14 protein-coding genes and 1 other annotated feature (1 of these 15 cut by a window edge) are annotated in these 14,752 nt (G+C 35.9%); all 14 genes read left to right on the top strand.

Annotated elements, in window-relative coordinates; translation table 11 throughout:
- Positions 1-163, top strand: a binding site (T-box leader) (it extends 43 nt beyond the left edge of the window).
- A 56-nt stretch (positions 164-219) separates the two neighbouring features.
- The 14 genes from hisS (at position 220) to R9X47_RS03730 (ending at position 14,751) form a co-directional block, all read left to right on the top strand.
- Complete coding sequence (gene hisS / locus R9X47_RS03795; RefSeq protein ID WP_432665384.1) at positions 220-1,488, top strand: histidine--tRNA ligase; 1,269 nt, start codon at positions 220-222, stop codon at positions 1,486-1,488.
- Complete coding sequence (gene aspS, locus R9X47_RS03790; protein ID WP_432665383.1) at positions 1,489-3,276, top strand: aspartate--tRNA ligase; 1,788 nt, start codon at positions 1,489-1,491, stop codon at positions 3,274-3,276.
- Between the two features lie 121 nt (positions 3,277-3,397).
- Positions 3,398-3,670 carry a metal-sensitive transcriptional regulator gene (locus tag R9X47_RS03785; protein WP_432665382.1) on the top strand — a complete coding sequence of 91 codons (273 nt, stop codon included), beginning with the start codon at positions 3,398-3,400 and terminating at the stop codon, positions 3,668-3,670.
- Between the two features lie 23 nt (positions 3,671-3,693).
- Complete coding sequence (locus R9X47_RS03780) at positions 3,694-4,119, top strand: SoxR reducing system RseC family protein (RefSeq protein ID WP_432665381.1); 426 nt, start codon at positions 3,694-3,696, stop codon at positions 4,117-4,119.
- 260 nt (positions 4,120-4,379) lie between these two features.
- Positions 4,380-5,801, top strand: coding sequence for a sigma-54 interaction domain-containing protein (locus tag R9X47_RS03775; protein ID WP_432665380.1), 1,422 nt, complete (start codon positions 4,380-4,382; stop codon positions 5,799-5,801).
- 244 nt (positions 5,802-6,045) lie between these two features.
- Entirely contained in the window at positions 6,046-7,092 is a 1,047-nt protein-coding gene (gene ord / locus R9X47_RS03770; protein WP_432665379.1) for a 2,4-diaminopentanoate dehydrogenase, read from the top strand.
- Positions 7,093-7,195: 103 nt separating this feature from the next.
- Complete coding sequence (gene ortA / locus R9X47_RS03765) at positions 7,196-7,504, top strand: 2-amino-4-oxopentanoate thiolase subunit OrtA (protein WP_432665378.1); 309 nt, start codon at positions 7,196-7,198, stop codon at positions 7,502-7,504.
- Positions 7,497-8,906 carry a 2-amino-4-oxopentanoate thiolase subunit OrtB gene (gene ortB / locus R9X47_RS03760; RefSeq protein ID WP_432665377.1) on the top strand — a complete coding sequence of 470 codons (1,410 nt, stop codon included), beginning with the start codon at positions 7,497-7,499 and terminating at the stop codon, positions 8,904-8,906. The genes ortA and ortB overlap by 8 nt, the downstream gene beginning before the upstream one ends.
- Positions 8,907-8,936: 30 nt before the next feature.
- Positions 8,937-9,314 carry an ornithine aminomutase subunit alpha gene (locus R9X47_RS03755; protein ID WP_432665376.1) on the top strand — a complete coding sequence of 126 codons (378 nt, stop codon included), beginning with the start codon at positions 8,937-8,939 and terminating at the stop codon, positions 9,312-9,314.
- Complete coding sequence (gene oraE / locus R9X47_RS03750; RefSeq protein WP_432665375.1) at positions 9,314-11,533, top strand: D-ornithine 4,5-aminomutase subunit OraE; 2,220 nt, start codon at positions 9,314-9,316, stop codon at positions 11,531-11,533. The genes R9X47_RS03755 and oraE overlap by 1 nt, the downstream gene beginning before the upstream one ends.
- Positions 11,523-12,896: a GlmL-related ornithine degradation protein gene (locus R9X47_RS03745; protein ID WP_432665374.1), complete on the top strand. Its 1,374-nt coding sequence runs from the start codon at positions 11,523-11,525 to the stop codon at positions 12,894-12,896. The genes oraE and R9X47_RS03745 overlap by 11 nt, the downstream gene beginning before the upstream one ends.
- A 207-nt stretch (positions 12,897-13,103) precedes the next feature.
- The gene (orr, locus tag R9X47_RS03740) at positions 13,104-14,171 is read left to right on the top strand and encodes an ornithine racemase Orr (RefSeq protein ID WP_432665373.1); all 1,068 of its coding nucleotides are present in this window, start codon (positions 13,104-13,106) and stop codon (positions 14,169-14,171) included.
- A gap of 154 nt (positions 14,172-14,325) precedes the next feature.
- Positions 14,326-14,505 (top strand): hypothetical protein, encoded by a 180-nt coding sequence (locus tag R9X47_RS03735; protein WP_432665372.1) that lies wholly within the window; start codon positions 14,326-14,328, stop codon positions 14,503-14,505.
- 21 nt (positions 14,506-14,526) lie between these two features.
- Positions 14,527-14,751 carry a hypothetical protein gene (locus tag R9X47_RS03730; RefSeq protein ID WP_432665371.1) on the top strand — a complete coding sequence of 75 codons (225 nt, stop codon included), beginning with the start codon at positions 14,527-14,529 and terminating at the stop codon, positions 14,749-14,751.
- Position 14,752: the final 1 nt, after the last annotated feature.

Below are 14,752 nucleotides of genomic sequence, written 5' to 3'. Positions count from 1 at the left end.
GCGAGTCGGGGAAGGTGGGAGCCTGATATCAAAGTTATGGAGAAGACACCTCTGAGCATACTATTTAAAATATAAAGATAGTACGTATACAGGCGTTAACTGTGAAAAGTGGGATTATCCAACTAGGGTGGCACCGCGGGAATTACAAACTCTCGTCCCTATGATTATTAAGCATAGGAAGGGAGTTTTTTTATTGGAACAAAAAAAGGAGGTTATAATATGTTAACTAAAGCTCCAAGAGGGACAAAGGATGTATTACCATCTAATGTCTATAAATGGGCCTATGTAGAAAAGATGTTTAGTGAGATATGTGAAAAATTTGGTTACAAGGAAATAAGGACTCCGGTATTTGAACATACAGAGTTATTTAAAAGAAGCGTTGGAGAAACCACTGACATAGTTCAAAAAGAGATGTACACCTTTACTGACAATGGTGGCAGAGATATTACATTAAAGCCAGAAGGGACAGCTCCAGTTGTAAGAGCCTTTGTAGAGAATAAGATCTATGCAGATGCACAGCCTAGTAAGCTTTTTTATAACACACCTTGCTTTAGATATGAAAGACCTCAGGCAGGCAGATTAAGAGCATTTCATCAGTTTGGAGTAGAGGTTTTTGGTGCTAAAAATCCTTCTGTAGATGCTGAAGTAATAAGCATTGCGATGACATTCTTTAAAAAGTTAGGATTAGAAAACCTTGAACTTAAAATAAACAGTATAGGATGTCCAGCTTGCAGACAAAAATATAATGAGGCACTAAGGGAGTTTTTAAAGCAAAAGCTAGATAAACTATGCAAGACTTGTGCAGACAGATATGAGAGAAATCCAATGAGAATTATTGACTGTAAAAAAGAAGAATGTCAGGAAGAACTTAAGGATGTACCTCTTATACTTGATTACATATGCAATGACTGTAGAGACCACTTTGATAAGTTACAAAAATATTTAGGGCTTATGGAATTAAAGTATGAGATAGACCCCAAAATTGTAAGGGGATTAGATTATTATAATAAAACAGCCTTTGAAATCATATCTAGAGAAATAGGATCTCAAGCTACCGTATGTGGTGGAGGAAGATATGACGGTTTAGTAGAAGAAGTTGGTGGACCAGAAACTCCAGGTGTTGGATTTGGACTGGGGATTGAGAGACTACTTCTAACTCTAGAGAATAATAATATTAAAATTCCTGAGCCAAAGGGAATGGATGTGTTTATCGTAACTATGGGAGATAGAGCTTATGAGAAAGCCGTTGAAATATCTCAAAAACTGAGAATGAATATGGTTGCTGTAGATATAGACCACATGGGAAGAAGTACAAAGGCTCAGTTTAAATTCTCAAATAAGCTAAAGAGCTTATATACTATTGTAATTGGAGATAATGAGCTTGATAATAATGTTGTTTCATTAAAGAATATGGAGACAGGAAATCAAGATGAAATAGCCTTAGATTCAATAGTTGATGAAATAGTAAAAAGAGTGGAGGTTTTATAAATGGCTGAAATGTTAAGTGGATTGAAAAGAACCCACATGTGTGGACTACTAAGAACTGAAGACATTGGTACAGAAGTTGTATTAATGGGATGGGTTCAAAGAAGAAGAGATTTAGGTGGACTAATATTTGTTGATCTAAGAGATAGAGATGGCCTTATGCAAATCGTATTCGATAAGGACGTATCAGAAGAAGCCTTTAACAAAGCTGAAAAGATTAGAGGCGAGTTTGTAATTGCTATAAGGGGAAAGATAACAAAGAGGCAATCAATAAATCCAAATCTACCAACTGGAGAAATAGAAGTTTTCGTTGAGGAATTAAAGATCCTATCGGAATCGGAAATACCACCTATCCATATAAAGGACGAAGATGATGCTGGGGAAAGATTAAGATTAAAATATAGATATTTAGACCTTAGAAAGCCTAAGATGCAAAAATTATTAAGAACTAGAAGTAAGATTGGTTCTACTATTAGAGACTTCTTAGATGAGAATGGATTTTTAGATATAGAAACCCCAGTATTGACTAAGCCTACTCCAGAGGGTGCAAGAGATTATCTTGTTCCAAGTAGAGTTAACGCTGGAAAGTTCTATGCACTACCTCAGTCACCTCAAATATTTAAGCAGTTATTGATGGTGTCAGGATTTGACAAGTACTATCAAATAGTAAAGTGTTTTAGAGATGAGGACCTAAGGGCAGATAGACAACCTGAATTTACGCAGGTAGACATAGAGATGTCCTTTGTGGATGTAGAGGATGTACTTAAGATAAATGAGAAACTTGTTTCAAAGGTATTTAAAGAGGTTAATGGAATAGAACTTAATACACCTTTTATGAGAATGCCATACAAGGAAGCTATGGAAAGATACGGTAGCGATAAACCAGATCTACGTTTCGGATATGAACTTAAGAATCTGAATGAAATTGTAAAGGATTGTGGGTTTGGAGTTTTTGCTGGGACTGTTAAGGATGGTAACGATGTAAAGGCTATCAATATCAATGGGGGAGCAGACAAATTTAGTAAAAAAGGTATGAAGAACCTTGAGAAATTTGCTAAGACCTATGGAGCTAAAGGACTTGCATGGATGAAGCTGGCAGATGAAGGTGTAGATTCTCCAATAGCTAAATTCTTGAGTGAAGAAGATATTAAGGCAATAACTGATAAGATGGAGGCAAAAGCGGGAGACTTAATTCTATTTGTTGCAGATAAGCCATCGGTTGTATATGCGACACTTGGAGCACTGAGAATTGAGATTGCCAAAAAGCTTGAAGTAATCGATGAAAATGAATATAAAATCCTATGGGTTACTGACTTCCCACTATTTGAGTATGATGAAGAGGATGGCAGACTTTATGCTAAGCATCATCCATTTACTTCACCGCTTGAAGAAGATTTAGATATTATAGAGTCTAAGCCTGAAGAAGCTAGAGCTAAAGCCTATGACTTAGTAATAAATGGTTCGGAAATTGGTGGAGGTAGTATCAGAATTCATGATTCTAAGCTGCAAGAAAGAATGTTCAAAGCCCTTGGATTTAGTGAAGAGGAAGCTAATGAAAAATTTGGATTCTTAATAGATGCATTTAAATATGGGACTCCTCCACATGGTGGAATTGCCTATGGTCTTGATAGATTAACTATGACATTAACTGGTACCGATAATATCAGAGACGTAATAGCATTCCCTAAAACTCAAGATGCAAGATGTCTTCTTACTGAGGCTCCTTCCGTTGCAGATGAAACACAATTAGAAGAGCTTAAGATTCAATTAGTTGAAGATATAGAAGAATAGGAAAAATAATTCCCCATATTTATAGGATATATGTTAATCTATAGATATGGGGAATTTGTCATAATCTACTGATTAAAATAGACATAACAAGATGACAAAAGAATAATAATGAGGTGATGTAATGAATTCATATTCTACAGAAAAGGATGCCCTTCTTAAAAGATTGAAGAGAATCGAGGGTCAAGTAAAGGGTATACAAAAAATGATTGAAGATGATAGGTACTGCAACGATATACTAGTGCAAATTGCAGCTGTTCGTTCAGCCATGAATAAAGTTGGAGGAATAGTTTTAGAGAATCATTTAAAAGGATGTATTAAAAATTCTCTACAAAATAACCCTGAAGATGAAGTAATAGACGAATTAATTAATACAATGTTAAAGTTTATAAAGTAATTAATGGATAAAAGGAGAAAACTATGAGAAGAGAAGGAAGAGTTATAGCAACTGATAAAGGTAATGCTACGGTTCTGTTAATGAAGCATTCTGCTTGTGGTGATTGTGGAGCCTGTCATATAGGTGAAGAAAATATGAATATGAAGATTGAAGCGTTAAACTCAGCTAGTGCTGGGATAGGGGATAAGGTAATGGTTGATATGGGAACTCCAAATGTATTGACAGCTGCCTTTATAGCCTATGGGATACCACTAATTATGCTGATTATCGGAATTGCTGGTGGTAATTCTATTTTAACTCTTTTAGGTGTAACTAAAGGGATCGAATTATATTCTCTATTTATTGGAGCTATATTATTGGCCTTAACTTACATCATTATTAGAAAAAAAGATGATAAATTTAAGGAAAGTAAAAAATATTTATCTGAGATAACTGAAATTGTCGAGTAATTTTGATTCATTTTTCATAATATGTAGAAAAATTTCAAGTTTTTTAATTATGTATAAATATAATATTTACTTTTTGCACTCTAGAAAATAATTTACCCATTAAACTTTAGACAATAGTTTTAACTGTAAGATTTTGAACAGTGAATCATATAGAGATGCATTTGGTGATTCGGGTAGTAAAATAGCGGGCTTGAGTAATATAAACGAAATTGCAAGCTAAAAATATGGTAGAGAGCCTTTGATAGCAAGGGGGGAACGGTTTGGAAAATGCAACAATATTAAATCACATAGTGCAAAATATTTTGCCCCATATCGAAGAAGGTATCCATGTAATTGATGAAAGTGGTAAAACAATAATATATAATTCTGCTATGGTTGAGATTGAAGGTTTAGAAGAAAAACAAGTATTTGGAAAGCATCTCTTAGAAGTATTTCCAAGCCTTACTAACGAGACTAGTACCCTTCTAAAGGTATTAAAGACCGGTAAAACCATAGAGCAATTTAAGCAAAGTTACTTAAACTTAAAGGGCAAGAAAATCTCAACGATTAATACAACCCTTCCAATTGTTGAAAAATCAAAGATTATAGGGGCTATTGAAATAGCAAAAAATATTACTAATGTAAGTAATTTATCGGAGCAAATTATTAAGCTTCAAGAAAGATTGATAGAACCCGTTAAGAGTGAAAAGAAAATAAAGAAGCATTTTACCTTCGATAATATCGTCGGAAATGACAAAGCCTTCATAAAGGCGATAGCCTTTGCTAAAAGAGCATGTAGAACAACCTCAAGTGTCCTTATATATGGAGATACTGGAACTGGAAAAGAGCTATTTGCTCAAAGCATACATTATGAAAGCGGAAGAAAGGACAAGCCTTTCATAGCTCAGAACTGTGCAGCCCTTCCAGAAAACCTTCTAGAGAGTATATTGTATGGAACTAGTAAAGGGAGCTTTACCGGTGCAGTTGATAGACCAGGACTCTTTGAACAAGCAAGTGGAGGAACACTATTTTTAGATGAAATTAACTCCATGAGTTTACCACTACAGGCAAAGCTCTTAAGAGTTCTTCAAGAGGGCTATATTAGAAGGGTTGGAGGCTTAAAGGACATACCTATTGATGTAAGAATTATTGCTGCTACAAACGAGAATCCTATTGAAGCCGTTCAGAAAAACAACATTAGAAAAGATCTGTATTACAGGATAAATGTAATAAGTATCAATATACCGCCTCTAAAAAAGCGTAAGGAAGACATTCCGCCACTTATAGACTATTTTATAAGGTACTATAATAAAAAGTTAAATAAAGATGTTTGGATGATATCAGAGGAACTTTTAGAAGCCTTTTTAAATTATTCTTGGCCCGGTAATGTTAGAGAACTCGAAAATTTCATTGAATCGGCTATGAATATGGTACTAGAGGAACATGTTATTAAGAAAGAGCATCTTCCATCCTATGTAGAAGAGTTAATGATGCAAAATGAATCTTTAAATACTGAGCACCAAGAAGTAAGCAAGTTTGAAGAATTTGAGAACTTAGGCGATTATTTAGAGAATATCGAGAGAGAAATAATTGAACGTTATTTAAATAAGAATGAATTTAATATTACTAGAACTTCAAAGGAATTGGGATTATCAAGACAAAACCTACAATATAAGATGAGGAAGTTTAAATTAGGAACATAGAGCAAAATAATTTGCACACCATGCAAAATATTTTGCTCTTTCTTTTTTCTACAGGCTAATCTGACATAAATAGAATCTATAAACTTATAAATATGCATGAATCGACACGAAATACATTATAAATATGCATAACTAATTGATAAAAAGATTATTATTTTTTATTATTTAAATATTATTATGGCACGGGAATTGCTAATACTATTTAGTGTGAAAAACATAGAAAATTTCGGAGGTGCTTTATAAAATGGAAAATGTAAAAGTGGCAATTTGGGGATTTGGAGCAATGGGAAGTGGCATGGCAGAAATGTTACTTAATAAGAAAGGTGTAGAAATCGTTGGAGTTTGCGACAGAAATGAAGCTAGAGTTGGAAAAGACATGTATGAAGTTTTAGGAGTTGAAAGAGGAGATAGAAAACCAGTTATAATAAGTTCTAATATAGAAGAAGTTGTAACTGAAAAATCTTGCGATGTTTGCTTAACAGCAACTGACTCTTTCACTAAGGCAGCTTTTCCTAGACTTAAGTATTGTTTAGAGCAAAAGGTAAACGTTATCTCTACAGCTGAAGAAATGGCTTACCCACAAGCTCAAGAACCAGAATTAGCTGCAGAACTTGATAAAATAGCAAAGGAAAATGGAGTTACTATTTTAGGTACTGGTATCAACCCTGGTTTAATAATGGACTTACTAGTTGTTTGCTTAACTGGATGTATGACAGATGTAAAGCATATCGAAGCAAAAAGAGTTAATAGTTTATCTCCATTTGGACATACTGTTATGGAAGAACAAGGCGTTGGAATGAAAGTTGATGAATTCAACAGACGTTGTGAAGAAGGAACTATGGCAGGTCACGTTGGATTTGCTGAATCTATTCAAATGATCGCTGATGCTATTGGTTGGAAAGTTGGTAAGTTTGAGCAACAAATGAAGCCAATCGTTACAAGCGTAGATAGAAAATCACCTCATGGATTTGCAGCTGCTGGAGATGTTGCAGGAGTTAACATGACTGGACAAGGTTATGTTGATGGTGAAGTTAAGATTGACATGATTCACCCACAACAAATCGAGCCTGAAATGGAAGGAACTTTTACAGGAGACTATATAAATATCAAAGGTACTCCAGAAGTAAATATGTCAATTAAGCCTGAAGTTGAAGGTGGACTTGGAACTATAGCTATGTGTGTTAACATGATTCCTCAAGTTATCAATGCTTCTGCAGGACTTAAGACAATGTTAGACTTACCTGTACCTAGAGCAATTATGGGTGACATGAGAGACTTTATTGAAAGATAATAATTGATAAAATAGTATTTAGTGTGTAGTGCGGAGTGCAGTGTTAAAAAACATAGCATTTCGCTCTATGCATAAAAAAGTTTAATTATGTGAGGTGGAAGCAGTGAGCGCAAAGAAGGGCGATTGGGTTAATATATACAATGTGGTTTTGAAACCTGAAGAAAGAGCTCCACAGGTTCCAGAAGATACTAAAAAAGTACCACTTGAAACATGGGTAAAGGGATTTATTGAAAAAGATGCAGAGATAGGCGATATGGTTACTATTAAGACTATGACGGGTAGAACGGTTACTGGTAAGCTTGTTGAGGTTAACCCTTCATATACCCATTCCTTTGGTAACACAGTACCGGAGGTATTTAAGATAGGCCTTCAATTAAAGGAAATACTATTTGGAGGTGAAGGAAATGAGTAAAGATATGAGCTATGGTGGAGTAATGTCTCGCAGAAATGAGATAATGAAAAAAGCCGTAGGTATTGACTATGATAGATTTGAGCGTGAAGGTATTGCCTTTGATTATGAAAAAATGATGAAGGAAACTGGATACACCCTTGAGGAAATGCAAAAAATTCAAGGATCTACTGGAGTTGGAAACACTCCATTACTAGAGATGAAAAACCTGACTAATCTTGCTAGAAAAATAGCAGGAAAAGGAAAGGGTGCAAGGATATTCATCAAAGATGAAGCTGCTAATCCATCAGGAAGCTTCAAGGCTAGAAGAGCTGCCAATGCAGTTTACCATGCCAAAAAGAATGGATATAAAGGTGTAATTGCCGCAACTAGTGGTAATTATGGCGCGGCAGTAGCTAGCCAAGCAGCTATTCATGGGCTTAAATGTATCATAGTTCAGGAATGCTATGACAGTCAAGGAAAGGGACAGCCAGAAATAATCGAAAAGGCTAGAAAGTGTGAAGCCTATGGTGCAGAGGTTGTTCAACTTACTGTAGGTCCAGAGTTATTCTATACTTTCTTAAGATTACTTGAGGAAACGGGATACTTCAATGCTTCTCTATATACTCCATTTGGAATAGCAGGGGTTGAAACCCTAGGATATGAGCTTTCTATGGAAATGAGAGAAATGATAGGAAGAGACCCAGATGTAGTGGTTTGTACAAATGCAGGTGGAGGAAACTTAACTGGAACTGCAAGAGGACTAATGAAAGCAGGTGCAGAGGGTACTCAGGTAGTTGGTGCTAGTGTAAATCTTAAGGGGTTACACATGGCAAGCGACGAGCAATTTAACAAAAAGTCATTTACAACTGGTCACACAGGATTTGGAATTCCATTTTCAACTTGGCCTGATAGATCTGACGTTCCTAGATCAGCTGCTAGACCACTTAGATACATGGATAGATATGTAACAGTAACACAAGGTGAAGTATTCTATATGACTGAGGCTCTTGCTCAATTAGAGGGACTTGAAAGAGGTCCAGCGGGAAATACATCCTTAGCGGCAGCCTTTAGTCTTGCTCAGCAAATGGATGAAGATCAAATCATAATTGCACAAGAGACAGAGTATACAGGAGCTGGAAAGCATATTCAGCCACAATTATCCTTTGCTAGGGAAAACGGAATAGAAATTGTATTTGGAAATCCTCAGGATGAAGTTCCTGGTAAAAATATTATATTCCCGGCTCATCCAGAGATGATTAAGACTGTAGATTTAGATTTAGAGAAGATCAGAAAATCATATATTAAGAACTGTTTAGCGCAAAACGATGTATCTGAGGTAAGTGCCGAAGATTTAGAGTTTTTAGCTGCTGACACAAAGTCAGATAAAGAATTTGTAGAAAAGATTCTTAATGAATTGAAATAAAAGGTAACAAGAGAAAAAAGGAGGAGAATCATGAAAGGACATTTAAAGAGAGAAGATGATTTTAACCAAAGAAGAGCGCACTTAGCGAATCTTTCTGACGAAGAATTAAAGCAAAGATTTTGGGAGCTTGCAGAGGAATCTGTAAAGCCGTTACTTGAGCTTGCTAGAACTCATACAACTCCATCTGTTGAGCGTTCAGTACTTCTAAGAATGGGTTTTTCAAGTTTAGAAGCTAAGCCACTAGTTGAGGGAGCAATAGATAGAGGTTTAATAGGTAAAGGTGTAGGTAATGTAGTATACAGAGTGTCAAAGGAGAAAAATATCCCTCTAAGACAAGCAGGACTTGAAATGATAGACGGAAAGCACTGGGATGACGCAGTAGCAATCTTTAAAGGAGGGAATAAGTAATGAAAAAAGTAGATATCAATGAAAAAATGGATATAAAAGACATACTAAATGATTTAGAAAACTATACACCAAAGAGAAAAGGTTGGACTTGGAGAAAGAAAGTAGATAATCTTCAAGTAGGACCTCACACTTACTCAGATTGTTCAGAGCCTTTAACTAACTCTATAGGTATACCTGCTGCTGTTCGTTACTTTGAGAACTTAGATCCTCAACCACAAGAAACAATTACTACAGAAATCGCATCAGGTAGATTTGAAGATGATATTAGAAGAATGAGAATGGCTGCATGGCATGGTGCTGACCACATAATGGTTATCAGAACTGCAGGACAATCTCACTACGATGGACTTATAGAAGGTTCGCCTCAAGGTATAGGTGGAATCCCTGTAACAAGAAAGCAAGTTAGAGCTCAAAGAAAAGCTTTAGACTTTATTGAAGACGAAGTAGGAAGACCAATTAACTACCATTCATATGTATCAGGTGTTGCTGGTCCTGATATAGCAGTTATGTTTGCAGAAGAGGGAGTTAATGGTGCTCACCAGGATCCACAATACAACGTTCTTTATAGAAATATCAACATGGTAAGATCATTCATTGACGCTGCTGAGTCTAAGAAGGTAATGGCTCATGTAGACATGGCTCAAATAGATGGTGCACATAATGCTAATGCAACTGCAAGGGATGCATGGAAGGTTATGCCAGAGCTTATAGTTCAACATGGTATTAACTCTATATTCTCTCACAAGGTAGGTATGAAGAAAGAAAATATTTGTCTTTCTACAGTTCCACCTTCAGCAGCTCCAGTACCTTGTACAAAGTATGATTTACCATACGCTGTTGCACTTAGAGATATATTCTCAGAGTACAAAATGAGAGCACAACAAAACACTAAGTATATAACTTCTTCATCTAGAGAAGCTACAGTAACTCATGTTATGAACATGATGATTTCAAAGCTTACAAGTGCTGATATTCAATCAACAATAACTCCTGACGAAGGTAGAAATGTACCTTGGCATATGTTTAACATCGAAGCTTGTGATACTGCTAAGCAAACTTTAGTAGGTCTTGACGGATTACTAGAGATGGTTGAACTTAAGAAGGATGGATACTTGCCTGAGCAAGTTAGAGAGTTAAAGGAAAGAGCAGTTCTTTATCTTGAAGAGCTTCTTGAAGTTGGTGGATACTTTGAAGCTGTTGAAAAAGGATTCTTCGTTGATTCAGGAATGTACCCAGAAAGAAATGGAGATGGTATTGGAAGAAAGATCAATGCAGGTATAGGTGCTGGAATGGTATTCGAAAGAGACGAAGACTACATGGCTCCTGTAACAGCTCACTATGGATACAACAATCTTGCTCAGTATGGTGAAGCAGCAGTAGATAATCCATCAAGCTTAATCGATGGTTGTACATTAGAAAAGCCAGAAAAAATAATATACATCGATGAATTAGATGAAAATGATAATGTAAATACTCGTATGGCAGAATGCGAAGAGTATAGAAATACAAACCTTGTTAAGCCAGAGGTAGAGTGGTTAGCTGATGGAACTGTACAAGTTGAAATATTCTTACCAACAAGCAAAAGAGTTGCAGAATTTGCGGCTATAGAATTTGCTAAGAAAATGAACTTAAAAGATCCAGAGGTTATCCATACTGAAGTGCTACATCCATCTGAAGGATCAAGAGTTCAAGTAAAGGGTAAAGTAGAATTTGACCTTGACATAAGCACTTTAGAAATACCACCAGAGCCAGAAATAATGAGTAATGAAGAGCTTTGGGAAGAAATGGAGAGAAAGCCACTTAAGGTTGTTGCTGCAACTGTTGGAGAAGATGAGCATTCAGTTGGACTTCGTGAAGTTATAGACATTAAGCATGGTGGTATAGAAAAGTGGGGAATCGAAGTTGAGTACCTTGGAACTTCTTGCCCAGTAGAAAAACTTGTAGATGCTGCAATCGAATTAAAAGCTGATGCTATCCTTGCATCTACAATAATAAGTCACGACGATATTCACTATAAGAACATGAAGAAAATCCACGAATATGCAGTAGAAAAAGGTATAAGAGATAAGATTATGATAGCTTGTGGTGGTACACAGGTTACTCCAGAAATAGCTGTACAACAAGGTATTGATGCTGGATTTGATAAGACATCAAAGGGAGTACATGTTGCTACATTCTTAGTTAAGAAAAGAAGGGAAATGGAGAAAAATGAAAATTAATGTCCTGGTAGCCGAAATTGGTAGCACCACGACAGTAGTAAACGCTTTTAATGGTATAGACACTGACTGCCCCAAGTTCTTGGGGCAAGGTCAGGCTCCAACGACAGTAGTCGAGGGAGATGTGAATATAGGACTAAATAATGCAATAGAAGATTTAAGAAATAATCTAGGACTTGAAGAAATAAGCTATGATGAGATGCTTGCTACTAGTAGTGCTGCCGGTGGTCTTAAGATGACAGTACATGGTTTAGTTTATGATATGACAGTTAAGGCTGCGAGGGAAGCTGCCCTTGGAGCTGGAGCTAACATACATCTAGTAACTGCTGGTAAACTCAGAAGGTCAGATATAAAGAAAATAAAGAATACAAATCCTAATATAATCCTCGTTGCCGGTGGCGTGGACTATGGTGAAAGGGATACGGCCCTTGATAATGCTGAGATTATTGCAGGTCTTGATATTGATGTTCCTATAATCTATGCTGGTAATATAGAGAATCATGAAGATATTAAAGAGATTTTTGAAGAGAACGGTAAATCTCATTTGTTATATATAGTTGACAATGTTTATCCAAAGATAGACGTGTTAAATGTAGAACCTACACGGAAGGTTATACAGGATGCTTTTGAAGACCATATTATACATGCGCCTGGTATGGCTAGGGTGAGAGAGCTTGTGAACGGACCAATCATTCCTACTCCTGGAGCAGTTATGGAGGCTTCTAAGCTTTTAAAAGATCATATGGGGGATTTGGTAACACTGGACGTAGGTGGTGCCACAACGGATGTTCATTCTGTAACAGAAGGCAGTGAAGAAATAGGTAGAATACTTATTAGCCCAGAACCTGTTGCTAAGAGAACGGTAGAAGGTGACTTGGGTGTATATGTAAATATGAGAAACGTTGTCGAAATGATTGGTGTAGAAAAACTGGCTAAGGATTTAAATATGACTCCAGAAGAAACTCAGGAGTTAATAGAAAATCATAAGCCTATACCGGTTACCGATGAAGAAAAGAAGTTTGTTGAAAGACTTACACTTGAGGCCGTTAAAATCTCTATGCATCGCCACGCAGGTGGTTTCAGAGATTTATATGGCAGCAATGGCAAAAAAACCTTAGCCGAAGGTAAGGACTTAACAAACGTTAAATGGATAGTTGGTACTGGTGGTGCACTAACAAGATTGCCTAATAGGATAGATATATTAGAGCAAATCGCACTGAGCAATAAAGGAGATAAACTACTTCCAACAAAGGAAGCTAAGATTTTAATCGATAACGATTATATCATGGCATCTCTGGGAGTATTATCTAAAAAGTATAAAGAAGCAGCCTTAGCACTGCTTAAGCAGAGTTTAAAAATTGATTAAGAAATAATACAGCCGGGATTTTACCCGGCTTGAATTTCATTAAATTGAAATGAAGTAAGAACTTATAGCAAGAACAAAGTCTTTGATAAAGATTTTCAAAGTGGACTTTGTTGAAACACATGACGGAAATTATAAAGTTATCCGCGATTTCAAAAGGTTTATAATTTCCTATGTGTTATAAAAAAAGAATTTTGTGAGGTGACATTTATGCCTATATGTCCAAGACTTGAAATTTACACTGAGAAAGTTAAATATAATACAAAATTATTAGTAGATACATTAAAAGAAAACAATATTGAAGCAGCTGGAGTTACGAAGGTTTTTTGTGCAATGCCTGAGGTTGCCGATGCTATGATAGAAGGCGGAGTAAAATATTTGGCCGACTCAAGGGTTGAGAATCTTATTAGACTTAAGGATAAAGATATACCAAAGTGGCTTTTAAGATTACCTATGCAAAGCCAAGCTAAAGAGATTGTAGAGTATGCTGATATAAGTCTTAACTCAGAGCTTAAGACTATTGAGAAGCTTTCAGAAGAAGCTGTAAAGGCAAATAAAGTTCATAAGATAATACTTATGATTGACTTAGGGGATCTAAGAGAAGGTGTATGGCAAGACAAGGCTATGGAAACAGCGGAAGAAATAATCAAGCTTAAAGGTGTAAAACTATTTGGTATAGGAACTAATTTAACATGCTATGGTGGAGTTATACCGAATCAAGATAACCTAGGTAAGCTAGTGGAAATAGCTGAAGAATTAGAGAATAAATTCGATATAAAGCTTGAAGTTGTATCTGGTGGTAATTCAAGCAGCTTAGACCTAATTGAAAAGAAGAAAATGCCTAGTAAAATTAACAACTTAAGATTAGGTGAATCAATTGTATTAGGTAGAGAAACAGCCTATGGTAATCCTATAGAAGGAGCTCATCTAGACGCATTCCAGCTTGTAGCAGAAATAGTAGAGCTTCAAGAGAAGCCGACAATTCCTATAGGCGAGATAGGAATGGATGCCTTTGGAAATAAGCCTGTGTTTGAAGATAAAGGAATTAGAAAAAGAGCTATACTAGCAGTAGGAAGACAGGATGTAAATCCAGATAATATTATTCCAGTAGACGAGAAAATCAGTATTTTTGGCTCCAGCAGTGACCACTTAATGATCGACGTTACAGATAGTCAAAAAGATTATAAAGTTGGTGACGAAGTAAGATTTAATCTAGAATATGGGGCATTACTAGGACTCGCAACATCAGAATATATACACAAAAAAATTGAAAAGTAACAACAGTATTATTAGGGGCGAAGCTCAAAAGTCAATCTTATGAGCTTCGCCCCGGGGTGTTTCAGAACTAATCATTCTGAGGCACCCCTATTTTTTTTGGAACATTATCAGCTTGTATTCATATTATGAAATAGAGGAAAAAGGAGGGATACATATGGCTGATAGTAAAAGCTCAGGCGATAGATTCGAAGCCAGCGCAGTTTGCCAAAAAATAGTAGGCCTGTTTGGACAGCAAGCATTAACAGCCTTTGCTGCACAGGTATTAGATATTTATGAAGCTCAGTTCGCAATATCTGATAATGATGAGGATGAAGAAGATTTTGAATGTGACTAATACAACTAGGAGGGATTTTTCTTGAAAATAGAATTTTTAAAAGACGGTTTTAAAATAAATTCTAAAAAAATTGATCCACTTAATTTTAAAATTAGTGGATATGAAATAAAAAATAATATAGAAAATGATAGAAGAGATCCTATGGAAATCTTACTGAAGCTTGTAGCAATCAAAGATGCTAAAAATACCGACGAAGATAAGATTAAAACTCTCAAATCTATGGTTGACAATGAAAAAACGGAGTAAA

Source organism: Wukongibacter baidiensis (genome assembly GCF_050888315.1).
GTDB lineage: Bacteria > Bacillota > Clostridia > Peptostreptococcales > Caminicellaceae > Wukongibacter > Wukongibacter baidiensis.
This window is presented reverse-complemented; position numbering and strand designations above follow the sequence as displayed.

Excerpts from the sequence above, each read along its gene's own strand:
- hisS (WP_432665384.1), top strand. The coding sequence starts at position 220 with ATGTTAACTAAAGCTCCAAGAGGGACAAAGGATGTATTACCATCTAAT.
- aspS (WP_432665383.1), top strand. The coding sequence starts at position 1,489 with ATGGCTGAAATGTTAAGTGGATTGAAAAGAACCCACATGTGTGGACTA.
- R9X47_RS03785 (WP_432665382.1), top strand. The coding sequence starts at position 3,398 with ATGAATTCATATTCTACAGAAAAGGATGCCCTTCTTAAAAGATTGAAG.
- R9X47_RS03780 (WP_432665381.1), top strand. The coding sequence starts at position 3,694 with ATGAGAAGAGAAGGAAGAGTTATAGCAACTGATAAAGGTAATGCTACG.
- ord (WP_432665379.1), top strand. The coding sequence starts at position 6,046 with ATGGAAAATGTAAAAGTGGCAATTTGGGGATTTGGAGCAATGGGAAGT.
- ortB (WP_432665377.1), top strand. The coding sequence starts at position 7,497 with ATGAGTAAAGATATGAGCTATGGTGGAGTAATGTCTCGCAGAAATGAG.
- R9X47_RS03755 (WP_432665376.1), top strand. The coding sequence starts at position 8,937 with ATGAAAGGACATTTAAAGAGAGAAGATGATTTTAACCAAAGAAGAGCG.
- oraE (WP_432665375.1), top strand. The coding sequence starts at position 9,314 with ATGAAAAAAGTAGATATCAATGAAAAAATGGATATAAAAGACATACTA.
- R9X47_RS03745 (WP_432665374.1), top strand. The coding sequence starts at position 11,523 with ATGAAAATTAATGTCCTGGTAGCCGAAATTGGTAGCACCACGACAGTA.
- orr (WP_432665373.1), top strand. The coding sequence starts at position 13,104 with ATGCCTATATGTCCAAGACTTGAAATTTACACTGAGAAAGTTAAATAT.
- R9X47_RS03735 (WP_432665372.1), top strand. The coding sequence starts at position 14,326 with ATGGCTGATAGTAAAAGCTCAGGCGATAGATTCGAAGCCAGCGCAGTT.